General features: G+C 45.5%; 16 protein-coding genes. 11 read left to right on the top strand and 5 right to left on the bottom strand.

The genetic code is table 11. The annotated features are described in order from the left end of the window. The first annotated feature begins 19 nt into the window (after window positions 1-19). The 4 genes from lon (at window position 20) to L1D11_RS18145 (ending at window position 5481) form a co-directional block, all read left to right on the top strand. On the top strand, window positions 20-2371 hold the full coding sequence (lon, locus tag L1D11_RS18160; RefSeq protein WP_239832229.1) for an endopeptidase La: 2352 nt from the start codon (window positions 20-22) through the stop codon (window positions 2369-2371). Window positions 2372-2562: 191 nt separating this feature from the next. Then, complete coding sequence (locus L1D11_RS18155; RefSeq protein ID WP_239832228.1) at window positions 2563-2835, top strand: HU family DNA-binding protein; 273 nt, start codon at window positions 2563-2565, stop codon at window positions 2833-2835. A gap of 218 nt (window positions 2836-3053) precedes the next feature. Further along, complete coding sequence (ppiD, locus tag L1D11_RS18150; protein ID WP_239832227.1) at window positions 3054-4919, top strand: peptidylprolyl isomerase; 1866 nt, start codon at window positions 3054-3056, stop codon at window positions 4917-4919. Window positions 4920-5181: 262 nt separating this feature from the next. Next, window positions 5182-5481: a ComEA family DNA-binding protein gene (locus L1D11_RS18145; protein ID WP_239832226.1), complete on the top strand. Its 300-nt coding sequence runs from the start codon at window positions 5182-5184 to the stop codon at window positions 5479-5481. On the opposite strand, the gene rrtA is transcribed toward L1D11_RS18145, so the two are convergent. Further along, window positions 5472-6020 (bottom strand): rhombosortase, encoded by a 549-nt coding sequence (gene rrtA / locus L1D11_RS18140; protein WP_239832225.1) that lies wholly within the window; start codon window positions 6018-6020, stop codon window positions 5472-5474. The two genes, L1D11_RS18145 and rrtA, sit on opposite strands and share 10 nt — an antisense overlap. Window positions 6021-6029: 9 nt before the next feature. Between rrtA and L1D11_RS18135 the strand changes: the two genes are divergently transcribed. Beyond that, window positions 6030-6629: a DTW domain-containing protein gene (locus L1D11_RS18135; protein WP_239832224.1), complete on the top strand. Its 600-nt coding sequence runs from the start codon at window positions 6030-6032 to the stop codon at window positions 6627-6629. Window positions 6630-6679: 50 nt separating this feature from the next. Here L1D11_RS18135 and L1D11_RS18130 read toward each other — a convergent pair whose 3' ends face one another. The 3 genes from L1D11_RS18130 to L1D11_RS18120 form a co-directional block, all read right to left on the bottom strand. After that, the gene (locus L1D11_RS18130) at window positions 6680-8023 is read right to left on the bottom strand and encodes an anti-phage deoxyguanosine triphosphatase (protein WP_239832223.1); all 1344 of its coding nucleotides are present in this window, start codon (window positions 8021-8023) and stop codon (window positions 6680-6682) included. A 55-nt stretch (window positions 8024-8078) separates the two neighbouring features. Beyond that, window positions 8079-8663 (bottom strand): 5'-deoxynucleotidase, encoded by a 585-nt coding sequence (gene yfbR / locus L1D11_RS18125; protein ID WP_004739934.1) that lies wholly within the window; start codon window positions 8661-8663, stop codon window positions 8079-8081. A gap of 170 nt (window positions 8664-8833) precedes the next feature. Continuing rightward, window positions 8834-10066: a pyridoxal phosphate-dependent aminotransferase gene (locus L1D11_RS18120; protein WP_004739935.1), complete on the bottom strand. Its 1233-nt coding sequence runs from the start codon at window positions 10064-10066 to the stop codon at window positions 8834-8836. Window positions 10067-10357: 291 nt separating this feature from the next. On the opposite strand from L1D11_RS18120, the gene L1D11_RS18115 reads away from it, so the two are divergent. The 6 genes from L1D11_RS18115 to menE all read left to right on the top strand — a co-directional run bounded on the left by L1D11_RS18115 (window position 10358) and on the right by menE (window position 17727). Next, on the top strand, window positions 10358-11665 hold the full coding sequence (locus tag L1D11_RS18115; RefSeq protein WP_239832250.1) for an isochorismate synthase MenF: 1308 nt from the start codon (window positions 10358-10360) through the stop codon (window positions 11663-11665). After that, a complete protein-coding gene (gene menD, locus L1D11_RS18110; RefSeq protein WP_239832222.1) occupies window positions 11662-13386 on the top strand; it encodes a 2-succinyl-5-enolpyruvyl-6-hydroxy-3-cyclohexene-1-carboxylic-acid synthase in 1725 nt (574 codons plus the stop codon). Before L1D11_RS18115 ends, menD begins: the two co-directional genes overlap by 4 nt. Window positions 13387-13395: 9 nt before the next feature. Then, window positions 13396-14193: a 2-succinyl-6-hydroxy-2,4-cyclohexadiene-1-carboxylate synthase gene (gene menH / locus L1D11_RS18105; RefSeq protein WP_239832221.1), complete on the top strand. Its 798-nt coding sequence runs from the start codon at window positions 13396-13398 to the stop codon at window positions 14191-14193. A gap of 102 nt (window positions 14194-14295) precedes the next feature. Then, a complete protein-coding gene (menB, locus tag L1D11_RS18100) occupies window positions 14296-15162 on the top strand; it encodes a 1,4-dihydroxy-2-naphthoyl-CoA synthase (protein WP_239862660.1) in 867 nt (288 codons plus the stop codon). Window positions 15163-15236: 74 nt separating this feature from the next. Then, window positions 15237-16244, top strand: coding sequence for an o-succinylbenzoate synthase (gene menC / locus L1D11_RS18095; protein ID WP_239832220.1), 1008 nt, complete (start codon window positions 15237-15239; stop codon window positions 16242-16244). Window positions 16245-16296: 52 nt separating this feature from the next. After that, window positions 16297-17727, top strand: a complete 1431-nt coding sequence (menE, locus tag L1D11_RS18090; RefSeq protein ID WP_239832219.1) for an o-succinylbenzoate--CoA ligase — start codon at window positions 16297-16299, stop codon at window positions 17725-17727. A gap of 123 nt (window positions 17728-17850) precedes the next feature. Here the strand turns inward: menE and nagE are convergent, their stop codons facing one another. After that, on the bottom strand, window positions 17851-19296 hold the full coding sequence (gene nagE / locus L1D11_RS18085) for an N-acetylglucosamine-specific PTS transporter subunit IIBC (protein WP_239832249.1): 1446 nt from the start codon (window positions 19294-19296) through the stop codon (window positions 17851-17853). Window positions 19297-19467: the final 171 nt, after the last annotated feature.

The following is a 19467-nucleotide window of genomic DNA, read 5'->3' as shown; positions in this document are numbered from 1 at the left end:
AAGCGGAAGAGAGAAATATATGAACTTGGAACGTTCCGAGCGTATCGAAATCCCCGTGCTACCTCTACGTGATGTAGTGGTTTACCCACACATGGTTATTCCATTGTTTGTTGGTCGTGAAAAATCGATTACTTGCCTAGAGTCGGCAATGGAAGCTAACAAACAAGTACTACTTGTTGCGCAGAAAGAAGCGGACACTGATGAGCCTTCAATTGACGACCTATTTAAAGTAGGTACCGTCGCTACCATTCTTCAGTTACTTAAGCTCCCTGATGGTACGGTTAAAGTACTTGTTGAAGGTCAGCAACGTGCAAAAATTCACGAGTTCAAAGAAAGTGAATTTTTCCTAGCGGATGCCGAATATGTTGTTACCACAGAACTTGACGAAAAAGAACAAGAAGTGGTTGTTCGCAGCGCGATCAATCAATTCGAAGGCTTTATTAAGCTAAACAAAAAGATCCCACCAGAGGTTCTAACCTCTCTGAATGGGATTGATGAGGCCGCTCGCCTTGCTGATACCATCGCAGCACACATGCCACTTAAACTGGTAGACAAACAGCACGTACTAGAGATTCTAGATGTGACTGAGCGTCTAGAGTTCCTGATGGGCCAAATGGAATCAGAGATTGATATCCTGCAGGTTGAAAAACGCATCCGTGGTCGTGTTAAGAAGCAGATGGAAAAGTCTCAGCGTGAGTACTACCTGAATGAGCAAATGAAAGCGATTCAGAAAGAACTTGGCGAGATGGACGATGCACCTGATGAATTCGAGACTCTGAAGAAGAAGATCGATGATTCTAAGATGCCTCAAGAAGCTCGTGAGAAAACTGAGCAAGAACTTCAAAAACTGAAAATGATGTCGCCAATGTCTGCTGAAGCAACAGTAGTACGTAGCTACATTGATTGGATGGTTGGTGTTCCTTGGGCTAGGCGTTCAAAAGTTAAAAAGAATTTAGCCAAAGCGGAAGAGATCTTAAACGAAGATCACTACGGCTTAGAGCGTGTTAAAGAACGTATTCTTGAGTACTTGGCAGTACAAAACCGTATCAACAAGTTAAAAGGTCCAATCCTTTGTCTTGTAGGTCCTCCTGGTGTAGGTAAAACCTCGCTAGGTCGTTCGATTGCTGCGGCAACGGGTCGTAAGTACACACGTATGGCGCTAGGCGGCGTTCGTGATGAAGCTGAAATTCGTGGTCACCGTCGTACTTACATCGGCTCACTTCCAGGCAAATTAATCCAGAAAATGTCTAAAGTTGGCGTTAAAAACCCACTGTTCCTGTTAGATGAAATCGATAAGATGTCTTCTGATATGCGTGGCGACCCATCCTCAGCACTTCTAGAAGTTCTAGACCCTGAGCAGAACAACGCATTTAACGATCACTATCTAGAAGTCGATTACGATCTGTCTGATGTGATGTTCGTTGCAACGTCTAACTCGATGGACATTCCCGGCCCACTACTGGACCGTATGGAAGTGATTCGCCTGTCTGGTTACACAGAAGATGAAAAGCTGAACATTGCTAAGAGCCACTTACTCGATAAGCAAGTTCAACGCAATGGTCTTAAGCCTCATGAGATTGAGATTGAAGACTCTGCAATCATCGGCATCATTCGTTACTACACGCGTGAAGCGGGTGTACGTAGCCTAGAGCGTGAAATCTCTAAGCTCTGTCGTAAAGCAGTGAAGAATATCTTGCTAGACAGCGACCTTAAGTCTGTAACGGTTAACATTGATAACCTGAAAGAGTACTTAGGCGTTCAACGTCATGACTTCGGTAAAGCGGATGAAAGCAACCGTATCGGCCAAGTGACTGGGTTAGCTTGGACTCAAGTTGGAGGTGATCTACTGACTATCGAAACTGAAGCAATGCCGGGTAAAGGTAAGCTAACGCAAACCGGTTCACTTGGTGATGTGATGAAAGAATCGATCCAAGCTGCGATGACTGTGGTTCGTTCTCGTGCAGAAAAACTGGGTATTAACTCAGATTTCTACGAAAAGCGCGATATTCACGTTCACGTGCCGGAAGGTGCGACACCGAAAGATGGCCCGAGTGCGGGTATCGCAATGTGTACTGCATTAGTGTCTAGCTTGACGGGTAACCCTGTTAAAGCTGAGGTCGGTATGACAGGTGAAATTACCCTTCGTGGTGAAGTTTTGCCTATCGGTGGTTTGAAAGAAAAACTGCTTGCAGCACACCGTGGCGGCATCAAAACGGTACTGATTCCTAAAGACAATGAGCGTGATTTGGAAGAGATTCCAGACAACGTAATCGCTGACTTGAAGGTGATTACGGTTCAGTGGATTGATGAAGTACTCAAAGTAGCGTTAGAACGAGATCCGTCAGGGGTCGAGTTTGACGTGAAAAAATAGTGATGCATAGCAAAAATAAGTAAAGAATTGCGCTGATAGGCCCGAAAAGGCTTGTCAGCGTTTTTTTTGGACGCTAAGTTATTAAACAAAGCGGCAGCCCTTTTGCAATAAGGCTTGCAGCTAAATTAAATCCAAAATGGAACGTACAGTCATCGATAAGTAGTCACAGATGACACATTGGGGGAAAAACAGTGAATAAAACACAACTAGTAGAATCAATCGCAGAAAACGCAGACATCTCTAAAGCTTCAGCTGGCCGCGCTCTAGAGGCATTCATCGAAGCCGTTGGTACAACGCTACAATCAGGCGATCAAGTTGCACTTGTTGGCTTTGGTACTTTCAGTGTTCGTACTCGCGCAGCTCGTACAGGTCGTAACCCAAAAACTGGTGAAGAGATCCAAATCGCAGAAGCTAAAGTACCTGGCTTCAAAGCGGGTAAAGCACTAAAAGACGCATGTAACTAATTTCTACTGCTGAAACCTCTAAATGAAAGAGGGAAGGCAGTAAAATGCGTTTACTGTTTGAAAATGATGTTTCATTCTTAAACAGTATATGTGCGAAGCACATTGAACTAATTTAAATTATGCGCATCCTACTGATGCGCATTTCTTTTTCTGATAATATCGCGTGAATAGATTTTTATTTTGAAGCCAATGCTTCATATCCGGAGAGCACTTAAATTATGATGGATCGATTACGCGAAGGCGTGAATAGCATCGCGGTAAAAATTATCCTTGGGTTGATTATCCTGTCATTCGTATTCGCAGGTGTAGGCAGCTACATCACCGGTGGCGGTAACAACGCAGCAGCTAAAGTTGGCAATACAGAAATCGGTCGTGGTGAGTTCGAACAAGCTTACCAAAACGAACGCAATCGCATGCAATCTCAGCTTGGCGATTACTTTGCTCAAATGCTTGCAGACCCTGCATACGTAGAGTCTTTCCGTAAATCAGTACTTGATCGCATGATCAACGACGTTCTACTTGAGCAGCAAGCAGAGTCTCTAGGCCTACGAATCAGTGATTCTCAAATCCGTACAATGATTCTAGAAATGCCTCAGTTCCAAACGGCGGGTCAATTCGACCAAGAGGTTTACCAAGCAGCACTACGTCGTGCAGGTTTCAGCGCAGAAAGCTTCGCTGAATACATGCGTCGTGACCTAATGCGTAACCAGCTTGTCACTGCACTTCAAGGCAGTGAGTTTGTTCTTCAAGGCGAAATCGACACGCAAAGCAAGCTAATAGCACAAACTCGTGATATTCGTACAGTAACCCTTTCTGTCGCTGACCTTGCGAAAAACGTTGAGCTAACTGACGAGCAAATCGAACAGTACTACACTGAAAACCCTCTAGCGTACACTCGTCCAGAGCAAGCTAAAGTGTCTTACATTGAACTTTCTGCTGAAGCACTTAAGTCTGAGCTTGAAGTGAGCGACGAAGAAGCACAAAAATACTACCAAGAGCACTTAGACAAGTACTCAACGGCAGAGCAACGTAAAGTAAGCCACATCCTTGTTGAAGGCGACGATGAAGCGAAAGCGCAAGCAATCCTAGACGAGCTAAACGCAGGCGCTGATTTTGCTACGCTAGCGGAAGAGAAATCTGACGACTTCGGCAGTGCAGACGTTGGCGGTGACCTAGGTTGGATCGAACGTGATGTTATGGACCCAGCATTCGAAGACGCAGCTTTCGCACTTCAGAACGTTGGTGATACTACTGGTTTGGTTAAGTCTGATTTCGGCTACCACATCATCAAGCTAGACGAACTAAAAGCGCCTGAATCTCAGCCATACGCAGAAGTAGCAGCGGAGATTAAGCAAGAACTTCTAGACCAACACGCAGTAGACCAGTTCTACGAAATGCAAACTGAGCTAGAAAAAGTAGCGTTTGAATTCCCTGATTCACTAGATGACTCTGCAGAAGCTATCAACGCTAAGATCACAACAACTGACTTTATCTCTCAAGCTGATGCACCTGAAGTGTTGAAGACGCCTGCAGTAATGCAAGCTATCTTGAGCCCTGAAGTGAAAGAAGATGGCCTAAACTCTGAAGTTATCGAAGTGGCACCTGAGCACGTAATCGTTGTACGTGTTGAAGAGACTCGTGATGAGACAGTTCTTCCTCTTGAAGAGGTGAAAGATCAAGTTGTGGCTGCACTATCTGCTGTAAAAGCGGAAGAGCAAGCTGTTGAGCTAGGTGTTTCTCTAGTTAATGACCTTAAAGCTGGTAACGAAGCTGTTCTAGCGGAAAACAACCTTGAGTTTACTGAACTTGAAACGATTGACCGTAACTCTCCACTAGCTGTATCTGTATTCGCTCTAGCGAAACCAGAAGCAGGTCAAGCTGTGTTCGGTCAATCTAAAGACCAAAACGGTAACATCGTTGTTGTTGAGCTTTCAAAAGTGACGACTGAAATCAACCCAGCTTATAGCACTCAAATTGGTGCACAGTTGGAGCGCGTTGGTAACCAGCAAGACCTTACTAATGTACTAAACATACTGCGAAAAAATGCAGACGTTGAGTACTACGTTGTGGGTCAAGGTCAGTAAGCTCAGGTTAGCTTGAGTTAGATTAGCTCGGTAGTTAAGCCTGTTTGATGACTGACTAACGAGAGTTGACATGCGATGGTTGTTGTTTTACATATTAGGTTTATTCGATAAATCAGATTTGTGAGCCAACAAACGAACTGATGAAAACAATATGTATAACGAAGCGGGCCATTTAGGTGACCCGCTTTATTTTTATCTGGTGGTAGTGTTATCTCGCGCGGCAAATGTATAAGTTACCTTTTTTGAACAAAGGAACCGATTTATGCGCACGATATACTCAACATTACTTCTTTCATTTCTAATGCTTTTAAGCCCTGTTGTGTTTGCAGATAGCCCAACCAAGGCCGAGCTTTACGATGGGATTGAGATTACGGTTAACATCAATACAGCGACAGCAGAGGAGCTATCAGCACTACTGGTTGGTGTTGGTGACAAAAAAGCCCAAGAGATTGTCGACTACAGAGAGCAGAACGGTGCGTTTACAACTGCTGATGACTTGGCGAGTGTGAAAGGGATAGGTGAAGCGACAGTTAAAAAGAACCGCGAAAGAATTCAACTTTGATCCGTTTCTTTATTGGTTAGGTTTAAAACGATAGCTATGAAGCCCCCGGCCAGTGCACCTGCTAGGTGGGCTTCAATCGCGACACGAGCGTTAATCAATTCACCAGTCGTACTAGAAGGACCAATAAGCTGCTCCCAAGCGACTTTAGCGACTAATCCCAACATTAACAGCCAACTAGATTTCCTGCCGTTTAAAGCCTCTCTGAGCGCGAATAAGCCAAATAACCCATGCAAAGTGCCAGATAGACCAACGTAGATCTGAATACTCGAAAATAACAGAGCGACCCCAGTCGCTAAACTAATCACAAGCAAAGCAACAACAAGCTGTTTTTTGCTCGGTTGAAACAGATAGCTGATGATCCACAAGCCTGCTAGATTTATCAGAAGATGTGAGTAGTTGGTATGTGAAAAGTTTCCTGTTAGGATTCGCCACCATTGTCCATCGACAATCGCACTTTTATCCCAAACGACCCAAGTCTGCACTGGCTCTAGTTGGAATATGACGCATAAAAGTGAAGTGAAAATTAAAACAGGGTACACATTACATCCATGTCTCGTTATTGCCCCCAATGCAGTAAGGCGTTGAAAGCTTGTATTTGTCAGTGGGTTACACCACTAGAATCGAACGTTGAGCTTATCATTCTTCAGCACCCATCAGAAGAGCATCGTCCGATGGGAACTGCACGTATTCTCTCGCTATCTTTAAGTAATAGCGTGACGTTTGTCGGTGAAGACTTTTCAGACAATGAACAACTGAATGCCATGCTGGCTGATACGCAATATCAGCACGTGATTTTGTACCCGAGTGAACACTCTGTGTCTGTCGAGTCTGTAACACGTCCAAATAAAAAGCTGCGAGTGATTCTGTTGGATGGAACTTGGAAGAAGGCATTTAAGATGTGGCAAGTGTCTAGCAACTTGCATGCGCTAAGCACGGTCCACCTGCCAAAAGATCTCAAAGGCAATTACCGAATCCGTAAAGCGCCAAGCGAAAATAGCTTGTCGACGGTAGAAGCCGGGTACCATTTGCTGAACTTGTTAGAAGGTGACCGAGATTTCAGTCCGCTACTAACGGCATTTGACCAAATGATTCAGTTTCAAATCAATCAAATGCCGCCGGGCGTATTTGAGAAAAACTACTTAGCTTAATCTCACCAATATTTGTCTAAATGTGCTGACTCCAAGCACCGCGAGTAAGTCTAGAATTCTGTATGTGCTGAAAACAACTGTTGGTGCATCTTCTGAGCAAGGTCGTCGGTCATTGACGAGATGTAATCGGCAATCACGCGCATCTTTCTGGATTCATCTTGATGTTGTAGCCATTGCTTCTTGATTGGCAGTGGCAACAAGCGTTCAGGATCGGCGCTGAAGGCTTCAAACATATCCATGATGATCTGCTGACCTTTGTACTCAATAACTTGAACCTGCGGCACTTGAATGACAAACTCGCTGACAAAGTGTTTCAATTTATCGAGCGTGCCGTCCATGCTAGGTTCAAGCGCCGCATTGTAAGCCAACAGCACACTCTCAAAGCTAGCATCTACTCGCTTGATTGAGATACTGGTCAACAGTGCGTTGACGATTCCACCAATCGCATCTTTTCGACGATACTGTTCACCAGAGAACAGCATTTCAGTAATTGAATCTAGGTGTCCACAAATCCAAGGATCGGCTATCTCTTTCAGTTGCGGGTAAGCCGATTCGACCCATTGTGCTTTAGTCACTGAGCCAAGCACGATCGCATCTTCCAGATCATGGACGCCATAGGCAATGTCGTCCGCAAGCTCCATGATGGAACAGTCGAGTGACTTGTACTTAGTCTTGTTATGTTCGAGTGGCTCTGTGGAAGACTTTCTCTTTTGTTTGAGAAGTTTTTGATCGTTAGCAGAAAGCGGCTCTAGTACCCAGTTAAACAGTTCTTCATCATGATCGTAGATACCTTTTGCTGGCATCCAATCTTTGGATCGGAGCTGTCGCTGGTGCTTAACGGGCTCAGACTGCAATTTAGCTTGAACCTCACTAAGCAGAGAAGGGTACTTAATCAGACCTAACAAAGTGCGTCGAGATAGGTTCATCCCGTGATGCTCAGTGTAAGGCTCTAGCTGTGTGACAATACGAAACGTTTGAGCGTTGCCTTCAAAGCCGCCGTGGCCGCGCATCATATAGTTGAGTGCGACTTCGCCGCCATGTCCGTATGGCGGATGACCGATGTCGTGAGCCAAACACAGTGAATCAATCAAGCTGTCTGACGGTAATAGGTCTCGAAACTCGGGCTGCTTTTTTTTCAGTTGAGCAACTATACCTGTGCCAAGCTGAGCTGCTTCTAGCGAGTGGGTTAAGCGCGTGCGGTGAAAGTCATTAACTGTGGTACCGTGCACTTGAGTTTTTGCTTGTAGTCGACGAAAAGCGGCAGAGTGAAGCACGCGTGCTCGGTCACGTTGATAAGGACTGCGGTGATCATCACGTCTTATTTTGTGTTCATCGTCATTTCGATGTTGCCACTCTTGTTCGAGTACAAAAGAAGATTCGAGTTGAGAATTCAAAATATCACCTATCAAATTGATTTTATTTAACTAATTACAAGCAACTTATACCCAGCTAGCTTATCTCGTCTAGTGATAATTCAAAGCTTGGGGCAAAGGTGGTGAGAAAGTAGTCCATTTCAGGACTTTTGCGCTGTTCGAGAGTCTCTTCTAGCCGACGTTTAGCTTGTTCATACTCATGGTTGCCTGCACTGAGCTCTTCTAAACATTTGAGATAAGCACAGATAGTGTCGGCTTGTTTTACGATATTTTGTTCTTCTTTGCTGGCGGTGCCGGAGATCAAGAAAGGCGCGAAGTCGTCTTGAAACTCTTCTGGCAGCATCGAAAGCAGTCTCTGCTCTGCGGCGGCTTCTATCTTCTTATACTCTTGAGCTATGTCTGGGTTGTAGTATTTTACGGGGGTAGGCAGATCACCTGTCAGTACTTCGCTGGTGTCATGGTACATCCCGATTAGGGCAATGTGTTCTGGATTGAGTTTGCCATCAAACTTTTTGTTTTTGATAAGTGCCAAGGCATGGGCAACGAATGCGACCTGTAGACTATGTTCTGAAATATTCTCGCTTGATACGGAGCGCATGAGAGGCCAGCGCTGGATAAGTTTCATACGTGCGAGATGGGCGAAGAAATGGCTCTGTTTCATAAGTGTCCTTTCTAAAGAGTGCTCCACTCGTACCTTATGTTAACTCAAACAGAACGAGACAGCGGATACAAAAAAGGCTCCTAAACTGGAGCCTTTTAAGCATAGAAGTGAATGAATACAAGTTAAAGTCTTTTAAAACAGCAAATTGTAGCCACTTTTCTTTGTGCTGATTAACCTTCAATAAGGTCGTCTTGATTGTAAGTCTGCAAGAAGCGCTCTAGGCGACCAATTGCGACTTCAAGGTCTTCAATATGTGGCAAAGTCACAATACGGAAGTGGTCAGGCTTAGGCCAGTTGAAGCCTGTACCTTGTACTAACAGTACTTTTTCTTGCTTTAGGAAGTCGAGTACGAACTTCTGATCGTCTTTGATGTTGTACATCTCGGTATCGATCTTCGGGAACAGGTACATCGCGCCCTTTGGCTTCACACAAGAAACACCTGGGATCTTATTGATAAGTTCCCATGCTCGGTCACGTTGCTCAAGTAGGCGGCCGCCAGGCAGGATCAGTTCATTGATACTCTGATAGCCACCCAATGCCGTTTGGATTGCGTGCTGCATTGGTACGTTGGCACACAAACGCATAGAGGCAAGCATTTCTAAACCTTCAACATAACCTTTGGCCAAATGTTTAGGGCCCGTTAGGAACATCCAACCACCACGGAAACCACAAACACGGTAAGCTTTAGATAGGCCGTTGAACGTTACCATCAGTACGTCTTCAGCAAGTGTTGCCACAGAAGTATGTACAGCGCCGTCGTAAAGGACTTTGTCGTAAATCTCATCAGCGAAGATGATTAGGCCGTGTTCACGTGCAATCTCGACAACTTGAAGCAGGAAATCACGGCTGTAAACCGCACCTGTAGGGTTGTTCGGGTTGATAAGAACGATGCCGCGAGTCTTCGGTGAGATCTTTGCGCGCATGTCATCCAGATCTGGATACCAGTCTGCATCTTCATCACACATGTAGTGAACCGGAGTACCACCAGAAAGCGCAACAGACGCTGTCCATAGAGGGTAATCTGGAGCGGGAACTAAGATTTCATCACCATTATCTAGTAGCGCTTGCATAGACATAACGATAAGCTCTGAAGCACCGTTACCAATGTAAACGTCTTCTACGTCAAGATTGCGTAGACCTTTTTTCTGGTAGTGTTGAACAACCGCTTTACGGGCTGAATAGATACCTTTTGAGTCGCAGTAACCTTGAGATGTCGGCAGGTTACGGATTACGTCAACAAGGATTTCATCAGGGGCGTCAAAACCAAATGGGGCGGGGTTACCAATATTAAGCTTTAGTATTTTATGCCCTTCTTCTTCCATGCGCTTAGCATGTTTGAGTACAGGCCCCCTGATTTCGTAGCATACGCTGTTGAGTTTTGACGACATCCCGATATTTTGCATTGCCGATTTCCTGAAATTAATTTAAATACTTTATTAAAGTACCGCAAAATGGCGTTTGATAGAATAAAAATCTGATGAATATCGCATTTCAGTGTCACGTTTGGTCTTTTTGTTGTCACCCTTTTCTAAGTTTTAATTCATCGCTTTTATGGTTATTGTCTAAAATGATAGAGGGGCTCGCTTAAAGTCACAGGAATGTTGAAAAGATATCGGACATTCTTGATCTAAGTGGGTGCTACTCATAAAGTATCAAACTAATATAATAAGAATTTAGATGTGAACGAGGTCGATTTGTCACATTTCCAGCAAACTATCTCCGCTTTGATTGAGCGAGTACAAAATGCCCAAGCAAGCGAAGTTCGTTGTGTTGAAGTTCTCACGCAAAAACCATCGTTTGCATTTATCGAATGGCTTCATGCTCAACCGCTTTTTCCTAAGTTTTACTGGCAGTCACGCGACACTCGTGAAGAGGTGGTTGCGCTTGGTCAGTTACACACATTTTCAGATCCAGCTCCCGCGTATGCGATTCTTGGTGAAGACCAGCGAATCTGGGGTGGACGTTCGTTTGACGGCCACACTGAAAAAAATCGCCGTTGCATGGAGTCTTTCTTCTTTCTTCCTCAGATAGAATTGATTCGCTTTGACGACACTTGGTCGCTGGCCGTTAACTTATCACCTGATCGCGTTGCGTCTATTAATGCTCTGAATAAGCTATCTGTTGATGCTGCGATATTGGCTCCCTTGTCTGCGCATATTGAACAGATTAACCACGTTCCAGAAAGAGAACAGTGGGGCGGTTTGGTTGAGAAAGTACTCAAAGGCATCAGTGACGAAGAATATAAGAAGGTGGTTTTGGCGCGTAAAACGACGCTAAAGCTTGATGCGCCTATTTGTGCCGCTCAACTCCTTAAAGCGAGCTATCTGCAAAATCATCACAGCTTCCACTTTATGCTGGTACTGGATTCGAAACACAGCTTTATTGGCTCGACGCCTGAGCGCCTATATAGCCGATATGGCACCGAGCTCGATACAGAGGCACTGGCTGGGACTATTGGTCGTGGCGAGAACGCGACCGAGGATATGGAGCTAGCCAACTGGCTTTCTCAAGACACTAAAAACCTCAATGAGAACCAATATGTGGTCGACGACATCATTGAGCGTCTCACGCCTCATTCACAATCTGTGCACGTAGAGAAAGATGCGCGCCTTGTTCGTTTGCGTAAGGTGCAGCACCTAAAACGCAATATTCACGCGCAGCTTAATAACGGCGTTAATGGCGTTCAGTTACTTGCGGCTTTACAACCAACCGCAGCCGTAGCCGGTTTACCGCGCAAAGAAGCAATGGACTTCATTCTAGAACACGAACCGTTTGCGAGAGGTTGGTATGCAGGTTCAGTCGGTTACATTAGTCATCAACGAGCGGAATTCTGTGTGGCGATTCGAAGTGCATTGGTTGTAAACGATCAAGTACAACTGTTTGCGGGCGCGGGGATCGTACCAGGATCGGTGGCCGAACATGAGTGGCAAGAGTTGAACAAGAAGATGTCGACCTTGTTGAGCCTAATTTCAGATCACCCACCACTGGGTGTCGCATCATGAACCACGACCAAGCCGTATTAAATAGAGTTTGGTGTCACACGTTACTTGAAGAGCTTACACGCAGCGGTGTTGAACATGTTTGCATCGCACCGGGCTCTCGTTCTACACCATTAACACTCGAAGCCGAAGCTAACTCTAAGCTAACCTTACATACGCACTTTGATGAGCGCGGGCTTGGCTTTCTTGCTCTAGGCTTAGCTAAAGCGAGCAACAAGCCAGTTGCGGTGATTGTTACTTCCGGTACTGCCGTCGCTAACCTTCTACCAGCGACCGCTGAGTCTGGATTAACGCGAGAAAAGTTAATCTTGCTGACCTCTGATCGACCGATTGATTTAGTCGATTGTGGTGCAAACCAAGCGATTCAACAGCAGGGCATCTTTTCGTCTCACGTTGAAACGGCGCTTAACCTTCCAAGCCCTACGACACAAGTTTCTTTGAATTGGCTTTTGACATCGGTTGATAGTGCACTGGCGAAACAACGCAGTGTCGGTGGGGCTATTCATATCAACTGTCCGTTCCCAGAACCTCTTTATTCCGCTAATAGCGCAGAGATGTATGCGGATTACACCAATAGCGTGGCAGGTTGGAGAGCTTCAACCAGCCTCTACTCGAACACGTATTTGCCCAGCTATTTAAACGCTCAGCCTGTTTCAGCAAGTGATTATGTCGCTCGCAAAGGCGCGGTGATTATTGGTTCTATCGAGAATGAAGCTGCAATTAAAGCCAAGCAGTTTGCGTCAGCTTTGGGCTGGCCAGTTTTCTGTGACCCTCAATCGGGTGTCAGCAGTGACTGGAAACACTATGATTTATGGTTGCAAAGTGACGCAGCCAAAGCACAGCTTAGCCAGTGTGACTTTATTATCCAGTTTGGTGAGCGCATCGTTTCTAAGCGTCTTAACCAATGGGTAAAAGGGCAAGCTGCTACATTTTGTTCATCGCAGTACATCGTTGTTTCACCAGATGCGCATCGTATTAATCAAGATCATCTGCCTCAAACTCACATCGTCGCTGATATCGAATATTGGTTATCAGAGCAGCATCTACCAACGCTGTTGGGAGAACATGCTGGTTGGGCGGCACCTTTGGCGGAAGTCGCGAACACAGTTCAACAATTGGCATTGGCACAAATCTCTAATAATGATCAACTTACAGAGTTGAGCGTCGCCGTTGACTTGTCGTCTAGACTTAAAGGCAGAGAGTTATTTGTGGGAAATAGCTTGATGGTAAGGCTGGTGGATATGTTGTCATCAATATCTGCGACTCAAGTTTATAGCAACCGTGGTGCGTCGGGCATTGATGGCTTGGTGGCAACGGCTGCGGGCGTGATAAAAGCCAACCAGAATCCTTTGATGATGCTGATTGGCGACACCTCTTTGTTGTATGACCTCAATTCGCTGGCGCTACTCACTCATAATACAACGCCAATGGTTATTGTGGTCACCAATAACGATGGCGGGGCAATCTTTGATTTGTTGCCGGTTCCTGAGCAACAAAAACAATCTCTATATCAGATGCCTCATGGTTTTAGTTTTGAACATGCTGCTGCGCAATTCCAGCTTGGTTATGCGGCACCAGAAACCTTGAATTGCTATCAAACGCTCATCGAACAACATTTTGAACAAGGTCAGGGTACCTTGCTCGTAGAAGTTAAGACGCCTCCCGAACAAGCGTCTACTTTGCTGAAGCAATTCAGCTCAATGCTCACTGAGGCATTAGCCTAAGGACTTTACATGCTTTACTCCAATTATTACCCAGCAGTACAAGAATCTTCTGAAAAACCTTTGCTTGTTTTTTTACATGGTTTACTCGGAAGCGGGGATGATTGGAGTGCATGTCACCCCTTCCTCGAGGATTTTCCTCGTCTTTGCATAGATTTGCCCGGACACGGACAAAGCCGCTTTATCGACCCTGTAGGCTTTGATCATTGCTGTACCAAGATTGTTCAGTGCATCACTTCTCAGTTGGAGGAGAACGACCTTCCTGCAGAACATCCTATCGTGGTGATTGGCTACTCAATGGGAGGAAGGCTCGCCATGTATGGGGTGACAAGCCCTTGCTTCGAAACACTTAACCTTGAAAAAATCATCATCGAAGGTGGTAACTTTGGTTTGGAGTGTGACGAAGAAAGAGCGCAAAGGTTAGTACATGATACGCAATGGGCCGTGCGCTTTGCACAGCAGTCGATTGAGGATGTTTTAGACGATTGGTACCAACAAAGTGTCTTTTCTTCACTAAATCATGAGCAAAGACAAACTTTGGTCATAAAGCGTAGTGGTAACCTTGGAGTATCCGTAGCAAATATGTTGTTATCTACTTCGTTAGCTAAGCAACCGGATTTACGTGCCACATTGAAATCTCATGAGCATATATTGCATTATGTATGCGGAGAAAAAGATCGTAAATTCATGGAGCTAGCTGAGAATAGTGGCTTTGAATATAGTCAGGTGGATTACGCTGGTCATAATGTTCATTTTGAGCAACCCGAGCTGTTTTCCAACCTGATAATCCAATGTATCGCCAGTCGTTAATCTGACTGCGCGGTTCTCTCGTATCAAGCACTAGCAAAAGCAGAGCAACACCGTCACGACTACTCGTTAGTCGTGGTCTCTAATAGAACAATGGGAATCACCATGGCTAAAACAGTAGGCATCACAGAAGAAGAACTTTACGCAGCCGTTAACTGGCGCGATGAAAGCAGTCAATATGAAGATATTCAATACCACAAGTCTGATGACGGTATTGCGAAAATCACGATTGCTCGCCCTCAAGTGCACAATGCGTTCCGTCCACAAACCGTAAAAGAGATGATCAATGCACTGGCTGACGCTCGTTACGACGAGAAAGTAGGCGTGATCATTTTGACGGGGCTTGGTGAAAAGGCGTTCTGTTCTGGTGGTGACCAAAGTATTCGTGGTGACTACGGCGGTTAMAAAGATGATTCAGGTACTCACCACCTGAACGTGCTTGATTTCCAACGCCAAATCCGTACTTGTCCTAAGCCAGTAATCGCAGCTGTATCGGGTTGGGCTGTAGGTGGTGGTCACGTGCTTCATATGATGGCTGACCTTACTATTGCAGCAGACAACGCTCAATTTGGTCAGACTGGTCCTAAAGTAGGTTCGTTCGACGGCGGTTGGGGTGCTTCTTACATGGCTCGTATCGTTGGTCAGAAGAAAGCGCGCGAAATCTGGTTCCTGTGCCGTTTCTACGATGCTCAAGAAGCATTGGATATGGGCTTGGTGAACACGGTTGTGCCTGTCGCCGACCTAGAAAAAGAAACCGTTCGTTGGTGTCGTGAAGTTCTGCAACACAGCCCAATGGCGCTACGTTGTCTGAAAGCAGCGCTGAATGCCGACTGTGATGGGCAAGCCGGTCTGCAAGAGCTTGCAGGTAATGCAACCATGATGTTCTACATGACAGAGGAAGGCCAAGAAGGCCGTAATGCGTTTAACGAGAAACGTCGACCTGACTTCGACAAATTTCCGCGTAACCCATAGTTTTATCCTCTTAAGAATGAGTCGCTAAATAGCGGCTCGTTTTGTTTTAATGTTCCCGTTTTTTAGGAAACCTTATGAATTCAATGAATTCCCAGCGTCACGCTAAACTATATCGTTATCAACTACCTATGGATAGTGGCGTGGTGCTGCGTGATAATAAGTTGAACGAACGTGTTGGCTACATTATCCATCTTGAGTGTGATGGTAAGTCTGGTTTTGGCGAAGTCGCACCTTTGCCGGGCTTTAGTCAAGAAGATGCCGAGCAAGCCGGCATCCAGTTACAAAACGAGCTAGAGCTTTGGAGTCACAACAAATCTAACACCCCATTCGATGAACTTTATCCGTCAGTGGCGTTTGGTTTTTCAATGGCGTTGATGGAGCTTCAAGGCGAACTCAATGCGGAAGGTAACTACCAAGCTGCGCCTCTATGTACTGGTGACCCAGATGAACTGATCCCTGTGCTTAATGAGATGGAAGGTGAGAAGGTCGCTAAAGTCAAAGTTGGCCTTTACGAAGCGATTCGTGATGGGATGCTGGTGAGCTTATTCCTTGAGTCGATTCCTGATTTAACGCTACGACTAGATGCTAACCGAGCTTGGAAGCCTGAAAAAGCGAAGCAGTTCATTAAATACATTTCGCCATCACTTCGTCAGCGCATTAGCTTTATTGAAGAGCCTTGCCAAAAGCCAGAAGACAGCTTGGTATTTGCCATCGACCACGGCGTAGCAATTGCTTGGGACGAAACACTGCAAGAGGCGGTGAGTAATCCTGAGTTTGATTTAAGTGATTTAACTGGCGTTAAGGCTGTGGTAATTAAACCAACCTTAATCGGCTCGGTAGAGCGTTGTGTGGCAATCATTGAGCGTGCACAGCAACTTGGTATTAAGCCTGTTTTAAGCTCAAGTATTGAGTCGAGCCTTGGCTTAACTCAGATTGCTCGACTGGCACAGCAGTACCTGCCTAATGAAGTGCCGGGGCTTGATACGATTGGTTTGTATCAACAACAGCTAGAAGTACCATGGCCAGGTTGCCAACTTCCTGTTGCGACTCTTGAACAGCAGCAACTGATTTGGTCTTCGTAGGCCGATTGTTCGGTTGGCTCAATCAGTTTTCAATCTTTAACTTGGTTATCATATGATGCGCCCAAAATCTAATCATCACCCGCTCTGGGTACAGTGGGCGCTGCAGAACCCACATCAAACCGCATTCGTCACTCCCGACAGTGCTTATACTTGGCTGCAAGTCGTGGCGTTAGTGAGTGATTATCAACAACGGCTATCAGAACAAGGCCTCTCTGAAGGCGATGTGTTGACCATTGTTGGTAAGAACCAAGCCGAAGTGATCCCCGTTTATCTTGCGGCATTGAATCTAGGTGTGCTTTGCGCGTTTACTATGCCTCAGCCGTCAGCTCGCTTAATGCAAAAGCTTGAATCGCTTTATAGGCTGTCGGATAGACGTTATCTATGGCTGTTAGAAAGTGGCGGTTTAGATCTGTCTGATGTTACAGATGCAAACACTCAGTTACTTACATTGCCTTGTCTGAGCGCGTTGAATGTTGATGACAAACCAACAGCAACGTCAGAACTTTTTTGTTTTAGTTCTCAAAACCTCGCGAGTATCGTATTTACTTCGGGTTCTACTGGAAACCCTAAAGCGGTGGCTCACACACTTGAGCAGCACCTATGTTCTGCTGCCGGGTTACTGGACGCCTTCCAATTTAAAGGCAGTGATACTTGGCTGCTGAGTTTACCTATGTACCATGTGTCAGGGCTGGCGATTGTTCATCGTTGGCTAGTTGCTGGTGGCTGTATAAAAATGGGTATTGGCCCGCTTGAATCCGATATCAAGGGGTGTAGTCATGCTTCGTTGGTTACTACTCAGCTATATAGGTTATTAAAGAGTAAGCAAGCACTTACTTTAACTCATGTGCTGTTAGGTGGAAGCCATATTCCAGAAGCGCTTGGTCTTGAAGCTCAGAAAATGGGGATTGAGACTTGGCTTGGTTATGGCATGACGGAAGCGGCCTCAACGGTGACGGCAAAGCTTGTTGATGCGAGCAGTACTGCAGGTTTTGTGCTGAATCATCGTCAATTGAAAATTGAAAAACAACGTATCTATATTGGAGGTAATACCCTCGCTTCTGGTTACTACTATCAAGGCACTTTAACCCCATTAGTGGATGAGAATGGCTGGTTTGATAGTAAAGATCTTGGTCAATGGGGTGGCGAGCAAGTGTCGATTATTGGCAGAGCCGACAATCAGTTTATTTCTGGCGGTGAGAATATTCACTGTGAAGAAATTGAGAGAGCACTTAGTCAACTGCCTGAGGTTAAGCAAGCCTTTATCATCCCCGTTGAAGACAGTGAATTTGGTTTTAGACCCGTTGCGATTATTGACTGTGATGAAATACCAACCAAAGAATGGTTTTCAGATCAACTACAAGGAAGCCTAGAGCGATTTAAGTTCCCTATTGAGTACTACCGCATGCCTCAGCAAGAACAGTTAGGTATTAAGGTTTCGCGTGCTGGATTGGCGCAATGGTTACAGCAGGCTCGCTCTAAATAGAGTGAGAGCAATAAAATGAAGCGCAATACACGGTGACTAGTCGTAATTGCGCTTCAGGGGGTTGTGATGGTGGTGAAGCCATCACAAATTCTTAGTATTTTATTGTGTCATTCAAGGTATGCGTTAAGCGAGTACCTTCTTCATTTGTTCAGCGACTTTATCTACCTTACCTAGGCCAATGATAACTTGTAGGCCACCTTTACCAACTGGTACTACACCTGCCGCACCTAGTTTCTTCAGTTTATCGCTGTCTGCTGCACCTGAGTTTTTTACAGTTAAGCGTAGACGAGTTATACAGTTATCAACTTCTAGAATGTTGTCTGCACCGCCAACCGCTTCAATGTAGCAATTGGTTAGGTTAGCCAATGCTTCTGGCGTTTCAGTTTCTTTTTCTGCTTCCATCTCTTCCCCACGACCTGGAGTACGTAGGTTGAACTTGATGATAGCGAAGCGGAAAATACCGTAGTAAAGCGCGAAGAACACCGCACCTTGAACCAGTAGCATGTACCAGTTAACCGCTAGTGGGTTTTGGCTAGACAATACTAGGTCAACGAAGCCTGCAGAGAAGCCGAAGCCTGCCATCCATTCCATGCTTGCTGCAATGTAAAGCGATAGGCCTGTCAATACTGCGTGCAGTAGGAATAACACTGGTGCTAGGAACATGAAGCTGAACTCTAGCGGTTCTGTAATGCCAGTGAAGAATGAAGCCATAGCTGCCGCAAGCATGATTGCGAATACTTGGTTTTTGTTTTTCGCATCAGAACAATGGTACATCGCTAATGCTGCTGCTGGTAGGCCAAACATCATGATAGGGAAGAAGCCCGCTTGGTACATGCCTGTTTTACCCGGAATACCCGTGCCGTTAGCGATAGATTGCGCGCCACCTAGGAAGTTTGGAATGTCGTTAATACCTACAACGTCGAACCAGAACACAGGGTAAAGAGCGTGGTGCATACCAACTGATAGGAACAAACGGTTGAAGAAACCAAACAGACCAGCCCCAACTGCGCCCATGCTTTCTAGTTTAATACCCAGAAGGATCAGAGCGTCGTAAACAGCTGGCCAGATGTAGAGTAGAGCAAAAGAGAGAGCCATACCTGCGATTGAAGTCAGGATAGGAACCAAACGCTTACCGCTGAAGAATGCGAGAGCTTGAGGAAGTTCGACGGTTGAGTAGCGGTTGTAAATCTCAGCAGAGATGATACCGACAATGATACCTACGAATTGGTTGCTGATTTTGCCAAATGCCGCTGGCACTTCACTGAGTTCAACATCCATTAATTGAGCAACAGAGCCTGGAGCAAGTAGCGTGGTGACGACTAGGAACATCACAAAACCAGACAGTGCCGCAGAACCATTCTTATCACGGCTCAAACCAAATGCGACACCCACCGCGAACAGAACCGCCATGTTGTCGATGATCGCCCCACCGGATTTGATCAAGAATGCGGCTAAGATACTTTCTGACCCCCAACCTACAGGATCCAACCAATAGCCGATCCCCATAAGAATTGCTGCAGCTGGCAGTGTGGCTACGGGAACCATCAATGCCTTACCTACTTTTTGCATATACCCGAGTATATTCATATGTACCCCTAAGTTTGTAATTAACTTTTTTAATGTTTCTGCTCGTCAATGTATAGAGTCAAAGATTGATCGAGGCAGGATTTTAAGTAACTGCGGCTATTAAAAACTTATTTCTTAATGCAAACAAACGAAACGGGTAGTAGTATGAATTAA

This window comes from Vibrio sp. Isolate32, from assembly GCF_022397955.1.
Lineage (GTDB): Bacteria > Pseudomonadota > Gammaproteobacteria > Enterobacterales > Vibrionaceae > Vibrio.
Note: the sequence above shows the minus strand (reverse complement) of the source record. Positions and strands in the feature narration are given on the sequence as shown.

Excerpts from the sequence above, each read along its gene's own strand:
- yfbR (WP_004739934.1), bottom strand. The coding sequence starts at position 8,663 with ATGAAACAGAGCCATTTCTTCGCCCATCTCGCACGTATGAAACTTATC.
- menH (WP_239832221.1), top strand. The coding sequence starts at position 13,396 with ATGCTTTACTCCAATTATTACCCAGCAGTACAAGAATCTTCTGAAAAA.
- L1D11_RS18145 (WP_239832226.1), top strand. The coding sequence starts at position 5,182 with ATGCGCACGATATACTCAACATTACTTCTTTCATTTCTAATGCTTTTA.
- nagE (WP_239832249.1), bottom strand. The coding sequence starts at position 19,296 with ATGCAAAAAGTAGGTAAGGCATTGATGGTTCCCGTAGCCACACTGCCA.
- L1D11_RS18135 (WP_239832224.1), top strand. The coding sequence starts at position 6,030 with ATGTCTCGTTATTGCCCCCAATGCAGTAAGGCGTTGAAAGCTTGTATT.
- menC (WP_239832220.1), top strand. The coding sequence starts at position 15,237 with ATGAATTCAATGAATTCCCAGCGTCACGCTAAACTATATCGTTATCAA.
- lon (WP_239832229.1), top strand. The coding sequence starts at position 20 with ATGAACTTGGAACGTTCCGAGCGTATCGAAATCCCCGTGCTACCTCTA.
- menE (WP_239832219.1), top strand. The coding sequence starts at position 16,297 with ATGATGCGCCCAAAATCTAATCATCACCCGCTCTGGGTACAGTGGGCG.
- L1D11_RS18120 (WP_004739935.1), bottom strand. The coding sequence starts at position 10,066 with ATGCAAAATATCGGGATGTCGTCAAAACTCAACAGCGTATGCTACGAA.
- ppiD (WP_239832227.1), top strand. The coding sequence starts at position 3,054 with ATGATGGATCGATTACGCGAAGGCGTGAATAGCATCGCGGTAAAAATT.
- menD (WP_239832222.1), top strand. The coding sequence starts at position 11,662 with ATGAACCACGACCAAGCCGTATTAAATAGAGTTTGGTGTCACACGTTA.